This is a genomic window from Leptospira wolffii serovar Khorat str. Khorat-H2 (genome assembly GCF_000306115.2).
Lineage (GTDB): Bacteria > Spirochaetota > Leptospiria > Leptospirales > Leptospiraceae > Leptospira_B > Leptospira_B wolffii.
Genome location: NZ_AKWX02000020.1, coordinates 117,957 through 137,394 on the forward strand (window position 1 = coordinate 117,957; position 19,438 = coordinate 137,394).

At 45.2% G+C, this 19,438-nt stretch carries 21 protein-coding genes; 9 read left to right on the forward strand and 12 right to left on the reverse strand.

Annotated features, from left to right (window positions below; genetic code table 11):
- Positions 1 to 179: 179 nt before the first annotated feature.
- From LEP1GSC061_RS13805 to LEP1GSC061_RS13815, 3 genes are all read right to left on the reverse strand, one after another.
- Positions 180 to 1,283 (reverse strand): tetratricopeptide repeat protein, encoded by a 1,104-nt coding sequence (locus LEP1GSC061_RS13805; protein ID WP_016546568.1) that lies wholly within the window; start codon positions 1,281 to 1,283, stop codon positions 180 to 182.
- On the reverse strand, positions 1,280 to 1,711 hold the full coding sequence (locus LEP1GSC061_RS13810) for an LIC10301 family lipoprotein (protein WP_016546444.1): 432 nt from the start codon (positions 1,709 to 1,711) through the stop codon (positions 1,280 to 1,282). Before LEP1GSC061_RS13810 ends, LEP1GSC061_RS13805 begins: the two co-directional genes overlap by 4 nt.
- 98 nt (positions 1,712 to 1,809) lie before the next feature.
- Positions 1,810 to 2,100: an STAS domain-containing protein gene (locus LEP1GSC061_RS13815; protein WP_016546806.1), complete on the reverse strand. Its 291-nt coding sequence runs from the start codon at positions 2,098 to 2,100 to the stop codon at positions 1,810 to 1,812.
- 110 nt (positions 2,101 to 2,210) lie between these two features.
- On the opposite strand from LEP1GSC061_RS13815, the gene flgB reads away from it, so the two are divergent.
- From flgB to fliE, 3 genes are read left to right on the forward strand one after another with little or no spacing between them, the layout of a single operon-like run.
- A complete protein-coding gene (gene flgB, locus LEP1GSC061_RS13820; RefSeq protein WP_016546720.1) occupies positions 2,211 to 2,642 on the forward strand; it encodes a flagellar basal body rod protein FlgB in 432 nt (143 codons plus the stop codon).
- Positions 2,643 to 2,682: 40 nt separating this feature from the next.
- On the forward strand, positions 2,683 to 3,144 hold the full coding sequence (gene flgC / locus LEP1GSC061_RS13825) for a flagellar basal body rod protein FlgC (protein WP_016546051.1): 462 nt from the start codon (positions 2,683 to 2,685) through the stop codon (positions 3,142 to 3,144).
- A 17-nt stretch (positions 3,145 to 3,161) separates the two neighbouring features.
- Entirely contained in the window at positions 3,162 to 3,542 is a 381-nt protein-coding gene (fliE, locus tag LEP1GSC061_RS13830) for a flagellar hook-basal body complex protein FliE (protein ID WP_016546260.1), read from the forward strand.
- A 93-nt stretch (positions 3,543 to 3,635) separates the two neighbouring features.
- On the opposite strand, the gene LEP1GSC061_RS13835 is transcribed toward fliE, so the two are convergent.
- Entirely contained in the window at positions 3,636 to 5,315 is a 1,680-nt protein-coding gene (locus LEP1GSC061_RS13835; protein WP_016546590.1) for a P83/100 family protein, read from the reverse strand.
- A 170-nt stretch (positions 5,316 to 5,485) separates the two neighbouring features.
- Here LEP1GSC061_RS13835 and serC point away from each other — a divergent pair, with 170 nt between their 5' ends.
- From serC to LEP1GSC061_RS13855, 4 genes are all read left to right on the forward strand, one after another.
- Complete coding sequence (gene serC / locus LEP1GSC061_RS13840) at positions 5,486 to 6,580, forward strand: 3-phosphoserine/phosphohydroxythreonine transaminase (RefSeq protein WP_040508874.1); 1,095 nt, start codon at positions 5,486 to 5,488, stop codon at positions 6,578 to 6,580.
- A 10-nt stretch (positions 6,581 to 6,590) separates the two neighbouring features.
- Complete coding sequence (locus LEP1GSC061_RS13845) at positions 6,591 to 7,166, forward strand: hypothetical protein (RefSeq protein ID WP_016546305.1); 576 nt, start codon at positions 6,591 to 6,593, stop codon at positions 7,164 to 7,166.
- A 79-nt stretch (positions 7,167 to 7,245) separates the two neighbouring features.
- The gene (gene rpiB, locus LEP1GSC061_RS13850; RefSeq protein WP_016546341.1) at positions 7,246 to 7,680 is read left to right on the forward strand and encodes a ribose 5-phosphate isomerase B; all 435 of its coding nucleotides are present in this window, start codon (positions 7,246 to 7,248) and stop codon (positions 7,678 to 7,680) included.
- A 21-nt stretch (positions 7,681 to 7,701) separates the two neighbouring features.
- Positions 7,702 to 9,582, forward strand: coding sequence for a fibronectin type III domain-containing protein (locus LEP1GSC061_RS13855; RefSeq protein WP_016546639.1), 1,881 nt, complete (start codon positions 7,702 to 7,704; stop codon positions 9,580 to 9,582).
- Here LEP1GSC061_RS13855 and LEP1GSC061_RS13860 read toward each other — a convergent pair.
- The 5 genes from LEP1GSC061_RS13860 to LEP1GSC061_RS13880 are packed head-to-tail and all read right to left on the reverse strand — an operon-like array spanning position 9,544 to position 14,059.
- Entirely contained in the window at positions 9,544 to 9,960 is a 417-nt protein-coding gene (locus LEP1GSC061_RS13860) for a hypothetical protein (protein WP_016546234.1), read from the reverse strand. The genes LEP1GSC061_RS13855 and LEP1GSC061_RS13860 overlap by 39 nt on opposite strands.
- Positions 9,957 to 10,160, reverse strand: coding sequence for a hypothetical protein (locus LEP1GSC061_RS13865; RefSeq protein WP_040508875.1), 204 nt, complete (start codon positions 10,158 to 10,160; stop codon positions 9,957 to 9,959). Before LEP1GSC061_RS13865 ends, LEP1GSC061_RS13860 begins: the two co-directional genes overlap by 4 nt.
- On the reverse strand, positions 10,160 to 10,852 hold the full coding sequence (locus LEP1GSC061_RS13870) for a tetratricopeptide repeat protein (protein WP_016546866.1): 693 nt from the start codon (positions 10,850 to 10,852) through the stop codon (positions 10,160 to 10,162). Before LEP1GSC061_RS13870 ends, LEP1GSC061_RS13865 begins: the two co-directional genes overlap by 1 nt.
- Entirely contained in the window at positions 10,824 to 13,049 is a 2,226-nt protein-coding gene (locus tag LEP1GSC061_RS13875; protein WP_016546761.1) for a hypothetical protein, read from the reverse strand. The genes LEP1GSC061_RS13870 and LEP1GSC061_RS13875 overlap by 29 nt, the downstream gene beginning before the upstream one ends.
- A complete protein-coding gene (locus LEP1GSC061_RS13880; protein WP_232218465.1) occupies positions 13,046 to 14,059 on the reverse strand; it encodes a hypothetical protein in 1,014 nt (337 codons plus the stop codon). Before LEP1GSC061_RS13880 ends, LEP1GSC061_RS13875 begins: the two co-directional genes overlap by 4 nt.
- Before the next feature lie 77 nt (positions 14,060 to 14,136).
- On the opposite strand from LEP1GSC061_RS13880, the gene LEP1GSC061_RS13885 reads away from it, so the two are divergent.
- Complete coding sequence (locus LEP1GSC061_RS13885) at positions 14,137 to 15,099, forward strand: alkaline phosphatase family protein (RefSeq protein ID WP_016546137.1); 963 nt, start codon at positions 14,137 to 14,139, stop codon at positions 15,097 to 15,099.
- 4 nt (positions 15,100 to 15,103) lie between these two features.
- On the opposite strand, the gene LEP1GSC061_RS13890 is transcribed toward LEP1GSC061_RS13885, so the two are convergent.
- Together LEP1GSC061_RS13890 and LEP1GSC061_RS13895 are read right to left on the reverse strand one after the other, a co-directional pair.
- On the reverse strand, positions 15,104 to 16,255 hold the full coding sequence (locus LEP1GSC061_RS13890; protein ID WP_016546423.1) for a tetratricopeptide repeat protein: 1,152 nt from the start codon (positions 16,253 to 16,255) through the stop codon (positions 15,104 to 15,106).
- Entirely contained in the window at positions 16,252 to 17,880 is a 1,629-nt protein-coding gene (locus tag LEP1GSC061_RS13895; protein ID WP_040508876.1) for a hypothetical protein, read from the reverse strand. Before LEP1GSC061_RS13895 ends, LEP1GSC061_RS13890 begins: the two co-directional genes overlap by 4 nt.
- A 177-nt stretch (positions 17,881 to 18,057) precedes the next feature.
- On the opposite strand from LEP1GSC061_RS13895, the gene LEP1GSC061_RS13900 reads away from it, so the two are divergent.
- Positions 18,058 to 18,720 carry a class I SAM-dependent methyltransferase gene (locus tag LEP1GSC061_RS13900; protein ID WP_016546293.1) on the forward strand — a complete coding sequence of 221 codons (663 nt, stop codon included), beginning with the start codon at positions 18,058 to 18,060 and terminating at the stop codon, positions 18,718 to 18,720.
- On the opposite strand, the gene LEP1GSC061_RS13905 is transcribed toward LEP1GSC061_RS13900, so the two are convergent.
- The gene (locus LEP1GSC061_RS13905; protein WP_156844563.1) at positions 18,677 to 19,249 is read right to left on the reverse strand and encodes a hypothetical protein; all 573 of its coding nucleotides are present in this window, start codon (positions 19,247 to 19,249) and stop codon (positions 18,677 to 18,679) included. The genes LEP1GSC061_RS13900 and LEP1GSC061_RS13905 overlap by 44 nt on opposite strands.
- Positions 19,250 to 19,438: the final 189 nt, after the last annotated feature.

Sequence of the window (19,438 nt, forward strand, 5' to 3'; positions counted from 1 at the left end):
AAACTTTTCCACCTTTTGCAATGCGGAGAATTTCCGGTCTAATTAATCCATCTGGAGGGTCATAAATTTCATAAGGCTATCACCTTAAATATTTATGTTAAAAATAAAGGTTTACCCTGTTAATTTAATCACATTTTTCCCCCATTTCGATTCAAAATAGGAAAAATCCGAGAAAGATCTTAGTTATTATAGGGGGACCGTGAAGGGAGCATATGATACACCTTAGGATCATTATCCCGTAAAAGCTCGGCGGTATCCAATGCCTCTTGGATCTTCAATTTCTTTTCCGGTTCTTCGGAAACCCAAGATGCAACGAAGGATTCCAACCTCCGATAATCTCGAACGAATACGAGAGAACGCAGATAATTGATCTTGTCCTCTTCCGTCAAAATCTTGGAACCGGAAATCAGAGAATATGTATTGGCGGCGGCACGATAATTCGCCGTATGAAAATAGGCGTGTGCCAGGAATCTTTTCTCGTTGAAAGGAAGATCGGGAAATTGGTTATAAAGTTTGATCGCCTTTCGGAAATTCTTATCTATATCCATGGTCAAACGCGCGTATATATGAGCGAATTCCCTATGTAGAAATCCTTCCTTTGCAAATTCCTTACATTGCGCCAAGGCGTCAGCCTTGTTCCCGAGCAAAAAATTAACTTTTAGTAATATAATTTTGGCGTTTCGATAATTCGGTTTGAGTTCTATCCCCTTCTCCGCTTCCGATTTTGCCTTTAGATATTGCCCTGTTTCGAAATAAGCCAAGGCCATATCCAATCGATAGAAAGGATTGTAATTCGCCAACTCCACTGCCTTCTGGAAATAAGGAACTGCGGATTCCCATTTGCTTCTTCTTACGAATATCATTCCCAGAAGATAATAGGAAGGATCATGACTCGGGTTGATTTCCACCGCTTTTAAAAGAGCTTTCTTGGACTGAGGATATCTCCCGATCACATAAAGGTACGCGCCCGTTAAATAATGAAACTCTAAGGAATCCGGATCCAATTTCTTGAGCTTTTCCAGATTTGCCTGGGCTTTACCGAGATTATTGGCGCGTAAAAGATTGATCGTCTCGGTATTTAAGGCGAGAATCTGGTACTTCCTGCGGGAAACTTCACTTTGATCCGTAGGTTGGGGAGGAGGAGGCAACTCTCCTTCCGGAGAAGCGGGGATATTTGTTTGATTATCCTCGGAAACCGATTGCGAAAGCAAGGTTTCTCCGCTTATCCCGAAGAAAAGACTCGAAGAAAGAATGAGAATTAGGCTTTTACGGCCGAAGCTCATTCGGAAAGAGTTCCTACCCTTTTATAGAATTCGATAACGGTGGTTTCAGGCTCTTTACGAGTAGCTTCCCGAACCTGTAGAAACTCCATCTCAGTATCCGAGACCTTTTGGATCGTATAACGAATTTCGAATCCTAAATCCAGAAAGCGAAATGCGATCTCCGGCAACTGCGATTTAGTATTTTCCAGATGAAGTACGTATTCGATATTTCTTTTTTGCTCAGGATCGTCGGGATTCCTATAAATCGCGTAACCGTCTCGTAAAATCATGAGTTGCTTTACTTTTTCCGGAGGATAGGTCTCGCATTTATCGTTCGTACAAGATGAGGTCTTTTCCCAAACGCCTAAGATTCTTTCGGGTACGGGTTTGGATTTATTGCAGTAAAAGGTACCTAAAATCAGGAGACAGACTAGGGAAATTTTTTTCATGAGACGAGGATAGGTCCGTTCGGTCGGATGTCCAGGGCTTTTTCCGTAATAAGCCGACGACTTCACCGGACCGAGCGAGTCCGGTCCCCTTTGAAATATTAGATTCTCTGAAAATATTCGTCTATCTTCAGAATCTCGAAGGTTTTCAAAAGGTCCGGATGTATTTCCCGAATATCCACTTCAATTCCTTCCGTTTTGGCGTTTTTGCAGAACCAAACTAGGGAACTGATGGAAATCGAGTTCATAACCGGAATTTTTCCCAAATCTAGCACGATCTTGACCGGTTTTTTGGCGATCGCGTCCATGAGCTGGTTACGAAAGGCGTAATAATCGTTGAAAAGGGCTGTCAGCTCCGGCTTGATCTCGATAATCTCCGAATTTTCTCCCATTTTCAGTTTTTGTCCTTTTTTCGACGTCTCCGACGAAATTTTCCGTCGGGCATACATTTTTATCTTCGGGAAATTCGAAATTCAACCGAAATTTTAATCGGGAGAACTTTATGTTTCAAAAAACCCATTTTATGAAAACCCAGGATCTGCTGGAAAGAGGAATGAACGCCGCCTCTTTAAAACGTAAAGTAATTTCCGATAATATTGCAAACGCAGACGTTCCGCATTTCAAAAGAAGCGAAGTGCTTTTTGAATCCATGATTAAAAGAGCACTCGAATCCGAGAAAATCGAGGCTTCCAAAGCCATCCCGACCAGAATCGAGGACGAACGTCATATTTCATTCTTCACTCCTTTAGATTACAGAAACGTAAAGCCCAAAACCAGCATAGATTATCTAAGCACGATGAGGGCAGACGGGAATAACGTGGATCCTGAGAAAGAGGTCGTAGACGCGTCCAATTCCCAGATGCAATATATGATGATGACGGAACGTTTGAACGCGAATTTTCGGGATCTAAAAAGCATGATGAGGCTGGCTTAATTCCAGTAAAAGCGACATAGCCAAGGAATAAAGGAAGAATATGGGACTCTTTACCGCAATCAATACCTCAGCTACCGGACTCTCCGCCCAAAGACTTAGGATGGACGTAATCGGTAACAATATAGCCAACTCGACCACGACCAGAAATACGAACGGGGACGGACCTTTCCGCAGAGATCGCGTCATTCTTACCCCCGTAAATCTCAGGACCCGTTGGAAAAGCCCGGCCTACCCTTTCGGCCTGGAACCGGGAGAAGGAAAAGGCGTGAAAGTGATGAAGATCGAAAAGGATATGAGCCCACTTCGTATGGTTTACGATCCCACTCACCCCGACTCGATCCAGATAGGTCCGAAAAAAGGCTATGTGGAAATGCCGAACGTAAATATAGTCACCGAAATGACGGACATGATATCCGCTTCCAGATCCTACGAGGCCAACGTCCAGATGATCAACGGATCCAAAGCGATGTTCAATAAGGCCCTGGAAATCGGAAGAGCTTAAGGAATTAGGAGAATAGAATGCAGGTCGATTTTAATTCCAAACTTTGGTATACTTATAATTCGGGTTATTCCGATTCACGTTTTCCCCTTTCCCCGAAGGGAGATAAGGTAGGAGTGAAAACGGACGATGAAAGACATTACGGAGACGTAAAGGAGCCCGTGGCTCCCGATTACGTGGCGGAAAGCTTTTCTGAAGCGATGAGAAACGCGTTCAAGTCGGTGAACGACCTGCAAGTGGAAGCCGACGAGCTGACTCAAAAAATGGTATTCGATCCTAATAGCGTGGACGCCCACGAAGTCATGATTGCTTCCGAAAAAGCGAGAGTAGCTCTCACCTTCACTAAGACTTTGGCGGACGGAGTCGTTCGAGCCTACAGAGACCTCACTTCTATGAGATAAGTTTAAAGCTTCTTCTCTTTTCGAGCGGAGAAGGAATAAAAAAGGCGGGTGCAATCCCGCCTTTTTTTGTCGGATCGATCGTTTCCGTTTTTTTTACGGTTTGATCTTCTTAACCAATTTCAAATCGGCCTTGTTGAATACAGTAATCTCGGTCTTACCGGAACCTTCTTCCTTACCCGTTACATAGATCTTTTCTCCGTAAAAGGTTACGTTGGAATTCGGGCTGATTTCTTCCTCCGTTCCGGCGACTTTTTTCAGTCCCTTATCGAAACGGCTTAAAAAGTATTTTCCGTTTCTTTCCTCGAATACGTAGATTTCCTCACCCTTGATGATCATAGGTGTGCGCCAGAATACGGTATCGTTGGACCAAACCGCGGGCTTCAAAGTTTCCTGATCGATTAGAATCAATTTATGAGAAGCGGAGTGGTCCGATTCGTAGCCTACGACAAGAGCTTTTCCGTCCACCACTTCGAAGGTGCGTCCGCAGATCTTATTGAAATCTCCTCGGAAGATCACGTCGTCCTTGGCGGGATCCAAAGCGTTCAATTCGTTACTATAATGTCCGTCGGAAAGATATTTTAAAGTCTTCAAGAATAGGATTTTTCCGCCTACGACGTTCTTATCGAATTCTTCTTTCTTTTTTTGTTCCTCTTTTACGGTTTCCAATTCTTTCTTGGTCTCTCCGAGTTCCTTTTGGAGTTCTTCCTTGGATTTCTTATCGTCGGCTTTAGCGTCGGAGGATTTCTGATCTCCCGATGAAGAATCCTTTTTGGAATCGGAAGAAGAAGACGAGGATGACGAAGATTTGGAATCCGACTTACGCGACTCTTCCTTCTTAGCGATCTCCTTTTCTTTTTCCTTTAATTGCTGCTCTTCCTTCTTGGCTTGCTGCTGTTGTTGCTGGACTTGCTTACGCTCTTCCTGCTTTTGAGTGATCTTTTGCTTATTCTTTACAGGATCCTTATTCAGCTCTTGGAGTTCTTTCTCGGCTTTTCTATCTTTTTCGGCGTTAGCTTCCTGCTGCTTTCTGTTTTCTTCCTTCTTCTCTTGCAGCTTACGCTTTTCGTCCTCCAACTTTTCCCGTTGGAGATCGTCCATTTTCTTTTTGTCTTCCTGACCTTCTTTCTTCTTGTCTAAGTCCTTATTGACTTCCTTTTCCAGTTCATCCGTTTCCAGATCCTTTCCGTCCTCGGAGAGGATATTGGCCACGATGGGAACTACTATCTGAGTTTTACCCGGCCATTCCGTATAACGTTTACCGATTCCGATTTTGTCGGCCTGGATATTCTTTACTACTTCGTCGTTGTATTTGCGTTTGATAAAAGCGGAATTTTTCCTATGGATCGCGTTGTAATAAAGTATATAGGTCGCTAGGGTATCCGAATTTTGCTCGGAGTATCCGAAATTGGATTTAATATAACCGGCCAGAATCCTTTGGATGGAATTGATATGTCCGAAGTCCGCATCCTTACCGATGCCGATCAGATCCGCACCGAATTTCTTTTCGTCGGGTAAAATTCGAATCGCCGTGATCCCATCCGCGGAAGCACTCGCCTTGGGATCCTTTTTTAGGGCATCCGAAATCGCGGCTCCCGTTTTCGCATTCACGCCTTTGGTCTCTTCGTCGGCGCGGGCTGCGGATCGATTCACGAAATTCACTCTTCCGGAGGAACGAACCTCCTTCTCTCCCAGCTTAGGTCCGGTTTGAGAAAAAACGGGTAATATAAAACTTCCGATACAGAAAGCTAAAAGGATCGGGCGAATCCGTAACATGATAAGGAACTCCTTAGGGATGCGAGATATATCCCGAAAAAAGAAATTTCGGGACACGATTGGTTATCCTACGATTTAAGTCGGCGCTCTGCCAAGGATTTTTCCTCTTCTCCCGACTCGGTTCCCAGTAAGAAAGTTGCCGCGGAATAGCCGGTTTTTACCCTAACCTCATGAGCGAATTTGAACGCCGAATCTTTAATTTTTACGCCGGACCGGCCATGCTGCCCACTCCGGTTATGGAAAAAGCAGCTTCCGAATTTCTGAATTATCGTCGTTCCGGCATGTCCATTATGGAAGTCAGCCATCGCGGGAAATTATTCGAAGACGTTCTGGATTCGGCCCTTGCATTGCTTAGGGAATTACTTTCCGTTCCCGAAAATTACGAAATTATGTTCCTCTCCGGAGGAGCCACTCTGCATTTCTCCGCTCTACCTCTGAACCTACTAAAAGAGGGAGAAAGTGCGGATTTTGTCGTTACCGGTATCTGGGCCAAGAAGGCTTTGGAAGAGGCGCAGCGCTTTAACCCGGTTCGCAAAATATACGACGGAGAGAGTCATAAATACACCGAAGTTCCCGAAATCGACGATTCGATGATAGGCGACGACGCCAAGTATCTCTATATCACCTCCAACAATACTTTGCTAGGATCTAGATATCCGAAATTTCCGAAGGTCACCAAAGCTCCTTTAGTCGCGGACATGACTTCCGAAATTCTCTCCAGAAAAATCGATATTAGCCGATTCGGTGCGATCTTTGCCGGCGCTCAAAAGAATATCGGGCCTTCCGGTTTAAGCGTACTTATCATCCGCAAAGATTTAATCGGACGCTCCGGGCGTACGATTCCGTTGATGTTGGATTACGGACTGATCGGAAAGAACAAATCCATGTACAATACTCCTCCTACTTTCTCCATTTATATCGCGAAGTTGGTCTTCGAATGGTTGAAAGACTTGGGTGGAGTGGACGCCATCGAAAAGATCAACGAGGAAAAAGCCAAACTATTGTACGATTATTTGGATACGACTTCCTTCTATCGCGCACCGGTAAAACCCTCCAGCAGATCGGTAATGAACGTAGTCTTCACTCTTCAGGATAAAAATCTCGAATCCAAATTCTTGGCGGGAGCGGAAGAAAGAGGACTCCAAGGACTGGAAGGTCATAGACTCGTGGGAGGATTAAGAGCTTCCATTTACAATTCTATGCCTAGAGAAGGAATCGTTGCGTTGATCGAATATATGAAGGAATTCGAGAAAAAGGCGGGATAGAAATTAGAATATGAGAAGGTTTCTAGTATTCCTGCTCCTGTTCCTTCTCGCGGATAGCTATTTATCCGCCGCTCCTTTATACTTTCGCACGACAGGGAGAGCGGCGACCTGCCTCTCCCCCGGAAGCGGTTCCAAAGAGATTAGGGATTTTTATAAGTCCAAGCTTTCTCCGGAAGAAAAAACCAAGCTTGCCGAAAGCATCGCAGATCGGGAGGCAAGAAGCCTACTACGGAGCCTGGAATGCATTCATAAATTAGGACTTTCTAAAGAAGAGAAGGAAATTCTAATCCAAGATTATAAACGCCACCTTCGTACTAAGGAGGCATTGTTTGTAAGTTTCGAAAATTTCATGCTATCCGACGAAAAGACGATCCGGCTCTCCGCTTTCGAAGAGAAATCCCTTACCTCATTCTTAACCGCCAAAAAAGAATTATCCGCCAGATTGAGCCAGGCCGAACTGAGTTCCTTAACCGATAAACCTCTTCCTCTGGGTTCCTTCTCGAATACCTATCTCGCCATACTCTTCCAACATTGGGAATTCTACCAAACCAGTCCGGACTTCTTGAAAGAAGGTCTACTGGATTAAGAGTCTCGTTTTCTTTTTCCCGAATTCCGCGTAAATTGCTTGAACCGGGGGAATCGGGCACGTACGGTACCGATAGAGCATGAAAAGAATAGGCATCGCTTCCGACCACGGAGGCTTCGAACTCAAGGAGTATCTCAGAAAGGAATTAGGCGACGCGGTCGAGATCGTCGACTACGGAACCAAGGACGAGTCCTCCGTCGATTATCCTTTGGTCATCGCGGAAGCATGTAAAAAAGTCTTAAACAACGAGGTAGAAGGTCTGATCGCACTATGCGGGACAGGAATCGGAGCCTCGATCGCAGCCAACCGCCACAAAGGGATCCGTGCTGCTCTTTGCCATGACGAATTCACGGCCGAAATGTCTCGCCGCCATAACAACGCCAACGTTTTGGTTCTGGGAGGTCGGGTCTTAGGAAAAGATCTGGCCGCACGCATCGTTCAAAAATGGTTAACGACCACTTTCGAAGCCGGACGTCACGAAAGAAGAGTCGGCCAGTTAGATACCATTACCTAATTCGGATCGGTTGAGTCGGAAATGCGAAAAGGGTTTCTGATCCGGGCTATTCTTACGATTAGCGCACTCTTCGGCGTATTCTTCACTCATTCCCTCGTTGCCGAATCCAATTCTTTTTCCTTAAGCGCCTTTATACTCAAACAAGTCCGTTTGAGTTCCGCGGAAAACGGAAACTCGAAATTGGAGCTTCTTTCCAAAGACAGAAAAGAAGGCTCCGAATTTTTTCTGGACTTCGAAGAAAAAGACGCAAGCGATCTAACCGATAAATCCGGAGGATACAGAATCGTATCCTCCTCCTATCTGCCGGATACTTCCAAGGTGCATTCCGGAAAAAGGGCAGCAAGATTCGCAGGCAAACGCTCCGGAATAAAAATCTCGGGAAAGACGAAAGGAATTCTCACCGCATCGGATATCAGGGAAGAATTCTATCTCTCTTTCTTCCTTCTGCCCGGAACCCTGGACAAGGAAGCCGTACTGATCTCCAAAGAGTTGTACACGCGAGGAAGAAAATTCGGCTGGGATCTTCATATAAAAGACGAGATTCCAGTATTAGAATTCCGTAATTTTTTTCAAAGAGAAGATAAAACGTTCGCTTCCCTAAAACTAAGCGGTAAAAACCGCGTTTCCCGTTCCGAATGGAATCATTTCATCATTCATTTTCGTCCCGCCCAAAGAGAAGTCGTATTTTATGTAAATGGCAAAGAGACCGATCGCGCTTCAGTTTCGCGTAAGGAACCTATCGTAAGAATAGGCTTCCATCCGGAAGACACCACTCCCTTTAAGATAGGCGAAAATTTTTACGGTTGGTTGGACGATTTTTTCGCATCGAAGGGGGCGCCGGATCCGGAAACGATCTCCAATCCTTACGAGGGCCAGACCTACGATCCGTCCTCTTTTACGGCGGAGGCAAAGTTCGGAACCGCATTGTCTCCGGTTTATAAAACGCGTTATTCAAATTCTTTTCCCGAATCGATTACCGTGAAGGCAAAGATTCCCAAATCTTCCGTTTTAGAAATTTACCTGCGAACTTCTCCTAAGAATTTTTCCAGAACGGAAGAAGGACCCGCCTGGAGATCCGTGGACTTGCGTAAGATCTCCGAAGAATACAAGGAAGAAGATCCCGCACGCGAAACCGAGGAGGAATCGATTCCTTCGGCTAAATCCACCACTTACAGAATTCCCTTGGATAAGATTTGGAACGGAAAACTTCCACCATTTAAGTATTACCAGGCCAAGATCAAATTCAAACCGGATCCCCAGGCGCAGAACGGACCGGAAGTGGATGCATTCGCTTTTTCTTATAAAGAAACGATTCCTCCCGTAAAACCCATGGGCCTCAAAGTGGCTTATTTCGACGACAGCGATCCGGACGCGGGAAATTCTCCTCGAGTTTGCCTAAGTTGGACTCCCAATCCCGAAAAGAATGTGAAGAATAAGGGCGGATATGTGATCCACTACGGGGTCGGTCCGAATCGTATGGTGGGAATCCTAAAAGGTACGAGCAAGGATTTGGAAAAGGGAAAAGTTCCGGTATTGGATGCTAACGGAAAAGAAAAACATCCGATGAGCGAATATCTGGATCCGATCTTAGGAGAGGATAGCTCCTGTCCCAAGCAAAGCGATATGGGCGGACCTAAGCTTTGCCAATGTATCGATAATCGTCTGATCAGCCTAAACGCGGAAAAACCCGAAGTCGATTCGGAAGAAGTTCCGAGTAAGGGAAAAAAGAAAAAGAGGAAACCTTATAAGGACCCTTACGATAAGAGATTATTGTTCCTACAAAAAGGCCTGACCTTTTATTTCAAGATCGCCGCGTTCAATTCCTATTACGATCCAGAGACCGGAAGCGATCAGTTGAGTCCTTTAAGCGATCCCGCCGAGGTCTATTTCCTGAGCGAGTAGGATCTTTACCATATCCTGGCCTTTCCAAGATTTATCAAAACATAATATTCCATCCAGATCGGTTAGAGAAGCTAAAGCGATTTGAGTCCATTGGTCCCAACTCAAAGTAGGTGAAACGGAAAGCCTAAGAGCTAAGACCGTTTCCTCCTTTCCGATCGGCAAAAGATCCACGAATAAGGTTCTGCACTGATTCCAAATGATCTCCCTTTTGACGGAATCCTTTTCCCGAGAGAGAATCTCGTCTAAACTCGGTAAGGCGAGAACGAATAGATGATTCTTTTTTGTAAACGTTTCTATCGCGTTGGAAACGATCCTTCGAGAAGAAGGGGACCCGAGAATCAGCTCCTTGAAAGATTCCGAAGAAAGAAGTAGTTTCAAGCTTTGGCTTCCGGGTAGATCTGAGTCAGCTCGCGCAATGCTTCCAATCTTTGGTAGGAGTCAGAACGAAAGACTTCGTTTCTAAAGCAAGTCCTTAGAAGCTCGGAAGCGGACATATCCCGTTTTTCCGCCTCGGTTCTCAATAACTCGAACTCTTCTTCGGTGAGAAGCATTTGAAACCGTCTTTCGATACGCGCCATTACTCCTCTTCTTTCAGCTCCTTTTCGTTTTTCAAGTAGGTTCCGTAATAAATTTCGGAATCCCGCACCTGTCCCAAACTTTCATAAATGGCCGCGATATTAAAATTAGCCTGGTTCAGACGAAAATCCTGCTTAAACGCTTTTTTAAACATTTGGATCGCCCTATCTTCCCTACCCGCATACCATTCCGTCATCGCCCAAAGGAAGTACCATTTTCCCAGATCCGGGTCCCTAGGGGAAATCTTACTCAGATGTCCCAGGGATTCCTCGAAGATCCCTGCGGCTCTCAGATAATTCTCCCGAATTTTCTTCGTCTTTTCCATTCGGGAGAATACGTCCTCGTCGTATTTAGGCAGGTCCAGATCCGCTCTCCAAAAAAGAGCTCGGGCTAGATATAATTTGAAGATCAGTTCGCTCGGATTCTTCTTAACATATTCCTCCAGGAAAGGAAGGCTCTCCGCTTCTTTCCCGTTCTGCTGGAGGACTAAAATCTTTTCCTTTGCGGCCTTGTTCCAAAGCCTACGATTCTCCTCCTGAGAGAATAGATTTCCGGTTATAGGAAAGGATCCCGCAAGAAAAGCGAAAACGATTCCGCATCTAAAAATGCGTAAAACGAATACGATCCTTACCACTTTCGAAAATACGCGAAGTATATTCCAAAAATTAAATATAGGTATATAGATTCTTTCCATTATCCGGATACGGTAGGGGGAGAATCTCGTAATTCTGCCGTTGACGTTCTAGAATATCTTGCAGTTCCCCGATTCTCTCCGTCCTAGACAAAACGAAGATTTCAGAAGGGGCTACGCCGAATGCATAGTCCTCGGAACCCAATTTGGGTTGAATCTCCTCTAAAACGGTTCTTCTCCATTTCTCGATTACGGAGTAATCAGGATCGTCCTTGATTCGTATTTTGTATAAATTACATTTACTTCTCTCACCGTGAGTCGCCCATCTAAGCAGCAAAAATTGGATCTGAACCAAGTCCCTCTTGTCCTGCATAGCGTGGGACGCCTGCTCGATTTCCAACTGTAGGAAGGCGTCTTCCACAGGTTCGATGGAATTTTCCACATTCTTACGGATCTCTTCCGCTAGATCCGCGTTCGGAGGATCGGGAAAGAGGAGGAAGAACCGGAAATCCAGCCCCACCTTGAACAATGGGAAGGAGATAATCCTCATTACCCCATCCAAATCCGCAGCATCGAATTTCTTGCGGAAGAAGTGATCGTTCCTTCTGTCTTCCGTAACATCTATGATGGAAACCTCTCCGGTTTCGTTACCTAAGAACTGATCTCCATACAGGAAAATCATATTCGATTTGCTGTATGTATGCAGGCCGTACGATACTACAGGAAGATAAGCTCCTCTTCTTCTATCGTAAAAATGAATACTAAACGCCTTAAGATGCAGAGAGGAAAATATCGTAAGATAATACTTCAATAAGGAAGACATCGGAGTATCCAGACCTTGGTGTATCTCGTCCATTACCTCCAAAATCTTTCTTTTTTCCCGGATGGGTTGCACATCCAACCATGCGCGGAATTTATCCGACAGAGGTAACTCTTCATTCGGATCCGTTTTTCGAATCCCCCACCAAGCCCTTGCCCAAAGAAAAAATCTGGACTTATGCTGAGGCGCAAGCCCTCTCGCAGCCTTGAGTCCTATTTCGGCGAGTCCGGTCGCTCTTAGCGCTTTGGCCAAAAGTCCCGTGTCTTTAGGAGAATCCGTTATCTCCACTTTCGGAAGTTCCGGAGAAGAAGTCTTAACTTTCTCCACCAACCGAGCCAATTCGTCCGTAAAGATTGAATCACGTTTCTTTTGCAAAGGTAGGGAAAGTTCGGCTACGGAAACGGTAGATGTCGCACCGGATTCAGAAATCGTTCTTGCTTCCCTCAGAAATTTAGGCGTTAAGAACGAATCCGAAGGCAAATCGAAAGGCAAAACGTAGAACGTGCCGGAAGAAAGAGGCTTCGTCTCAAATACCGGAGGTTCTGCGACCTTCGGTTCTTCCTGAATCCGAAGAGAGGTCTTGAATTCTTCCACCTGTTTGAAGGCGTTCTCTTCTATCCTTTGCGAGAGAAGTTGCACTAATCGGGCGAGTTCCGACCTCTTATAATTATTCGCGGATTTTCCCTTTCTGACTAGAAGAACGCTCAAATCCAGGAGAAGCAAAAGCCCGAAGAAGACGGGGAAAACGATCAGGAAAACGTTCGTCTCAGACGGGACCAAAAGCAGAATTCCCTGTATGTATCCGATCTTATCCTCAGGATAGAAACCGTAGTAGCCGCGAAAGAGTTTCTCACCCAGACGAAATTCTTTAAAATCTACATTTTGGTTTTTTAATGTACGTAGAAGCTCTTCCGCGATTCGTCTAGGATCTGTCTTATCTCCCTTCTCTTCCCAATCCTTGAAAGATCCTACTTTCGGCTCCGGAACGAAATATTCGGTACGCCCATCGGCGGAAATCCGGAACTTTTCCTTATCCAAAACGGCAAGTATAGCCACGCTCTTTTCGTACAACGGAACGAATAAGATGGGCTCGTTATCCAGACTTAGAAAACGACTCGTCTTGGCCTCCCAGGCCTGGCTCAAAATGAGACGGGATTTTTCGTCGGAGAATTCGGAATTAGGGGTATTCTTCAATCCGGGATCCCATGTAAAAAACGCCCGGATAGGTAACGGAAAGGAGGAAGAATTCAGATCGTAGGAAAGATCGGATTCTCGGATTTTTCTCTCCAATTCGGTGACGTCCTTATTGAAGGAGTAAAACACCGACTCCAATCTGGACTTATAAAAGATCCCTCCCGGAAAATAAGGCTCTAGAATGAATACGGAAACCGAGAATAATAGCGAGAGAGCCAGAACGAGTCTTAATTTAAAACCGATCATTTAGAAAACTCCCTAAAGCGATTCAATAGTCCCGCCAAATCCAATTTCATTCTTAAAGAATCCTCCCTTTCTAAAAACCGGGATTCCATTCGAATAATATAAAGTAATCGGGAGGCAAGAATTCCGAAAAGCAAAGACAAGAAGGACACGGCCAAGGCCCCTAATAGAATTAACAATTGCTTGGCCCTAGAATCTCTAGGAAGAGTCAGAAAAATCTCCGTATTCCCTTTTTTGATTCTCTGCCATACAGGTCTTTGGAATCCCCCGGAATTTCGAGAGGCCTTGAGTAGAAGAGTATGAACCGTCATGCTTCCTTCTTCCGCTTCGGAAAAATGCGCTAAACTGGAAACGGATCCGGGAAGAATCGGGCTCGTAGGATTCAAGTTCGTCTCCAGCAATTCGTAACCTTCTTCTTCTTTTCTAAATATCCAATATAATACGCCTTCGTCCGATTCCTTCGGTAGGTAGGAACTTCGAGTAAGATTAAATTCCGATACGAGTCGGTCCCCGTCTTCTTTGCGGATCTGGAAGTAAAGATTTCCTTCCGCATTTCGAAAGATAAGAAAACCTTGGGAATCGGTGACCCAACCCATTTTCGGACATTCCAATCCAGAAAGTTTCAGATCTGAGTGAAACGCGGGTCCTTCCTTGTCTGAAGAATAAACGGAGCTATAATTGTAATCGTAGATACGGATCAGCTCCAGACCGAAGGAAGAAGCTAAAAGTTTTGCAAGAGGCGCTATATTCTTCTCCGAAGCCGGCTCCTTGAATTTACGACTCACATATTCGAATCTCAGTCCCAATTCATGGTAAGGATCTTCGAAGCGACGAAATAGGATTTTGGAAACGGCCTCTGCTTTTAGTTTTGGGGATAAACTTAAAATGCGGACGGGAGAAAAGAAAAGAGAGTCCTTCCATTCCGAAGGAAAAAAAGGGATGGAAACCAAGGCAGGACATAGGAGTATCAGAGACAGAATCCGGATTCTTCTGCTATGTGTACGAGGATTCACCTTTCTAGTATCGGCGATTCTCTCCCCGAGAATCAGTCTAATTCGGTAGGATAATCGGCTTCGGGCCCGCAAATAGAATGATCTTTTATATATTTATCGACGGAATCGGCTTCGGGGAAAATAATCCGGACAAAAATCCATTCTCCAAATACGCCCGAGGCATCTTTCTCCCATTGGGAGGAAAGGACTTTCCGGAGGACGCCTCCCCGAAATTGAAGGAATTAGTTTATATCCGCACCGATGCGAGCATGGGAATCAAAGGTCTTCCCCAAAGCGCTACCGGTCAGACTTCCCTTTGGACGGGCATCAACGCTTGTCAGGTCTTGAACCGACACATGAGCGGATTTCCCACCTTTACGCTCAAGAGAATCATAGCGAAATATTCCATCATTCGGGTATTGGAAGAACACGGATTCAAAGCGGATCTTTTGAACTGTTATACGCCCGGTTTTACGGAACATGTGAAAAAAAATCCACGTCAAGTATCGGCATCGACTCTGATCCAAATGGCTGCGGACAAACCTTTAAAGGGTATGGACGATCTTCGCCTCGGAAAGGGACTCTATATGGATATCAGTCGTGATTTCTTAAGAACATTCGGACGAGAATTTATAGAAAAGGACGATCCCGTTCTGGAAATCCAAGACCCTTATCGAACCGGCTTTGAAATTGTTCCCGCCTTCCGGGATCATACTCTATGTATCTACGAATATTTCATCACGGATAAAGTGGGCCATAAGATGAATTGGGACGGTGCAGAGAAATGTATCGCCGATTTGGAAAGTTTCTTAGAAGGAGTTTTGGATGCCATGGATCCGGAACGGGACCAATTGATCCTCACCTCCGATCATGGAAATCTGGAAGACCTTACGGTCGACGTCCATACGGTGAACCCAGTTCCTACGATCCTGTACGGTAAGTATACGGGACAAATGAAAGATAAGATCAAACTTCTGAAGGATATCCCACACGCAATCTACGACTGCTTGGGTCTGGATATTCCCATGTCGGAAGAGGAATTTATACAAACTTCCAACTAGAGAATTAATACTTCCAATCGTCTTCGTCTTTGGCCTGATCGTCGCCTTGCTTAGCTTTGGCTCTATCTCCGTCCCTATACATGACGTCGTCTTCGATCTGATCCAGGGCTTCCTTTCTCCAAGCGGAGGATTTTTTACCCACAGGCGAGTCAGGGTTTCTTTCCGAAGCTTCCTGGAAAACCGAGGCGGCCTTTTCATACTTGCCGCTTCTGAAATAGATGGTCCCCTTTCTGAATAAAGCGGTTTGGTCCAAAGAGCCGTCGGAATTTTCCAGGATCTTGTTCAGATATTGGATGGCCGTATCCGTTTTTCCGAGAGCGTCATAACTCTCCGCGATGTAATACCAGGCTTGCTCCCTGGCCTTTTCGCTCATTCCGATGTCTAAGGCCTTTTTCAGAGTCTCGATGGCTCCGTGATATTCCTTACGAATATAAAGCTGTCTTCCTTTTTCCAAAAGACCGGAGCGAAATTCCTTATCGACTGCGATTCTATCCGGATCGAAATAAGAATCCGACTGAACGTAATCCTCATATACGTCGTAAGCGGACCAATCCTTGCCCATTCTGCGAAGAGATTTGCCCCAGCGAACTCTTGCTTTGACGTTCTCTGGATCTTCCTGTAGAGCCAATACGTAATTTTTTCGGGACTGCTCGTAATTCCCTTTCTTCATGTAATAATCGGCAATGGCGGATAATGCGTTCGATCTGAGTTTATTATCGCTGGAGGTACGCAACACTTCTTCCAAATGTCCCTTCCCTTCCTCGTCGCGATTCAATAGTAAGAGAAGATTTCCCAAACCGTAGGACACCTTAGCCTTCTCTTCTCTGGAAAGTTGATCCTTTTGGTTCAATTCCCGGAAGATGCCTAGGGCCAACATCTTGTCTCCGGTCTTATCCAACGCGGAAGCAAGATCCAATTTGATTCTAAAAGAAAGTTCCGAACCTACTTCCTTAGCGGAAAGCTCCGAGAAGATATTTAGGGCCTTTTCGGCGGATCTAGGATTGGAGTGCTTCAGGAATTCTTCTCCTTCCCGAACTTTTTCCAGTATTCCCCGATTCTCCGTATCATGGTCCTGAATCACAGCGGTATAAATTCCGGTCAAAAGACCGGCACAAACGAATAAGAAACCTGTAACGAGTATTATGGAACGGTTCATTTTTTTCCTCCGCCGATTCTGGCCAGACATCGTTTGGTCCAGAATTCGGTTCGTTCCGGATTATAGGATTTGGCGTCCTTCTGTACGAAATATTTCAAGGCTTTAGTATATTCGCCTTTTTTAAAATAAGACATTCCCAGGAAGAATTTAGCCTTTCCTCTGATGTCGGCGTCCCCGGAAGCCGCGTACGGGCTAAGCTGACGAACTGCCTCTCCGAATTCTTCTTTCCAGTATGTGGATTTAAGCACCCTGTCCAACTCGTCGTCGGTAGGTTCCTCCTGCTCCACGATAAGCGGTTCTTTTTCCTGATTTGCGGGAGGTCGCGTATTTTCCTGATCCTTATTAGGACCGTCTTCCTTGGGATTTTCGGAGTCCGCAGTCTGAGTCTCGCCTCCGTCGGAACCCCCTCCGAAATTCAGAGCCACGTAGGATTGGTCCTGAGTCAGAGAGAAATCCTCCGAATCTCCGCGTTTCACTGTGACTCCGAAATACACGGTTCCGGTGTAAGGTTTCATGCGAACCATTACGTTCGTATCCGGATGCGATATTTCGCCTAACTTCTTAACGCTACCACCTAAGAAAGTGGAGACTCCGCCGGACAAAGGCTTCAAGGCTTGGTAAATGGAGTAGATAGTATTATCGTCCGCATTTACGGGAGGTTTCCAATCTAGACGGATTCCACCCTCTACGGCGGTCGCATTCAGATCCTTGACGTGCATCTCATCGAAGGAGAAATCCGCATTCGTAACCGCGGACTCGTCGGATTCTTTAGGAGGCTTGCGCTTGTCCTGATCGTAAACGTAAAAATGCCTTACGAAGGATTGGTTTTGTATCAAGGGGAGAACTTCTTTCAGCCCTTGCTTCACGGATACTCCGTAATATAATGTCTGGGATTTATTCAGGTCCTGATCCAAAAACGTATATTCGGGATGAGATACTTCGGCTAATTTCTCGGCCTTACGCATCAAAGTCAGACTGGATAAAGGCTCCGCTGATCTATAAACTGTGTAAATCGTTTCTCCTGGAATTCCTCTACTATAAGGCTCCCAGGAAACTCTAAGATATTTACCTTCTCTTTTTACGGAAATATCCGTTACGCGCGCATCGTCGGAGAGATATTTTCGACGATCATCTTCGGGAATCGGTTGTTGATTCGTATTTTGAGACGGAGGATAATTCGTACTCGGATTGGAAGGAGGCGGAGTATTCTCGATTACTACCGGAATAGTAGTAAAATTCCGATTCGCTACTAGTCTAATGTCCTTCTTGCGGACATGATGCGCCAATATTACGGCGTAGTAATATGTTCCCGGCTTCAGATTATAATCGAAGATCTGATTTACTCCGTTCGCTATCCCGCTGGGATATTTTCCCAAAGAATCCGAAATATAGCATTTCTCCGGAGAATCTATGATGGAAGAATTGCGGGCCACGATGATTTCTCCGGTCTCTCTCGGCGGTTCCCAAGAAATTCTGACGGAGCGACCGTCCCTTAAGACTTCCACATGGATCGCGCCTGCAACGCTGAACATGTCGCCATCCGTACGAAGGTCTTGCTGGGCGTTCAAAATCGAACCCAAGGCCAAAGCGGTAAAAATCGTTAGAATGCGGAGGCGTATTTTCATCTGGAAATAAGGTTCCAATTTAGAATATCGGATCCGAGAATCGAAATTTTTACTTCGGTTTTTCTACCAAACGGGAGAAAATAAAATAAAATGCAGTGAATTCGTAAGTTTCTTCCGGAGGTTTCCTCTTGACTTCGCAAGGAACGGATATGACATAATACGACTTTCAGACTTCCGATGATTGATATAGAATATTACTACGATCCCGATTATCAGAACTTTCTCCTCTCTAGTAAGAGACGGGAGCTTACCCCTCCGGAAGTCGTTTTTAAGCATTTTCCGATGAAAGATGTGCAGAATCTGGTGGATTTCGGGATGGGACTCGGCTTTTGGACGGAATCTCTACTCAAAGCGATTCATAAGGAAGGCTGGGTCTGGGGTGCGGAATGCAACCAAGACTTCTTAGACGAGGTCCTTCATTGGAAGAATCGGGAGGATATTTCTAGATTCACTCCCTTCTATATGGAAAAAGCGGATCGCCCCCTGCTTCCGGAATGGATTCCTGTCCCCGAAGTCGTTTTTGCCTCCTTGGTTCTCTCCACATTTGCGGACCCAGGCCAGGCCATGGACGGTCTCATCCGATCCATGAAAAAGGGAGGCAGACTGATCGTTTTGGATTGGGTCAAAAACGAATACCCCGTCGGCCCTCGCATCAACGATAAGATTTCCTTGGATAAGATGAAATTCCTGGCGGAGCAATATAAATTAGAAATCGTTAAAACGGTCCGTGTGAGCGAGAACGTTTACGGTCTAGAGATCCAGTCCGGACCGGAATTCGAATACGGATATTACGATCTTAGGGAAGAGGAGATGTATTCGGAGGAATTGATCCGCTCTTAGGATTCGATTCCGATATCACCGGTTTTTTAAAAATTCCGGCCCGAGTCGCTTCTTCCATTACCGAAGTGATCACAACGCATTTTGCATTATGATCCTCCTCCGGAAAATATTTGTAAGGCAATGCGAATAAAAGAAAGAGATGCCACCAAATGACTTGGGAATATCTTCTTTCAAATTTACCTAAACTTTTGCCTTCCTTATCCTTAAAATCAAATACGGTCCATCTATCCCGAGCGGTACGATACGGAACTAAGAAGAGAGTAAAAGTCGAGAAAAACGATCCAAGCAAATTGAAATCTTGAGTGGTCGAATCCTCGATATCCAAACGAAATTCGGCATCCCAAAGACTGGACTTCAAAGGTTCCGCATAACCGGATCTATCCACACATTCTTGATAGGAAAATTGGTCGCTAAGGCTTGCGTTTTGCGAGTCCGGATGTATTTTCCCATTTGTGAGTACTTTACTATCTACCTTCACAAGAATCGGACCGGTAGAAGAATATTCCGGTCCTTTAGGATTGGAAGTCATTCCTGCGGGAAAATCCGTAAGAAGTAAGCATCCGCCAAAGCATAATAAAAATATTATAAATAGAAAGATTGTCCGGAAGCTTCTAAGAAATATAGAATGAAAAATCTGCATTTGATTATTTAATCTCCCCCTTATTTCCGGTTGTTTCCGTAAAACGAGTATTCTCGGAAATTTTGTAGATCTCGAAAA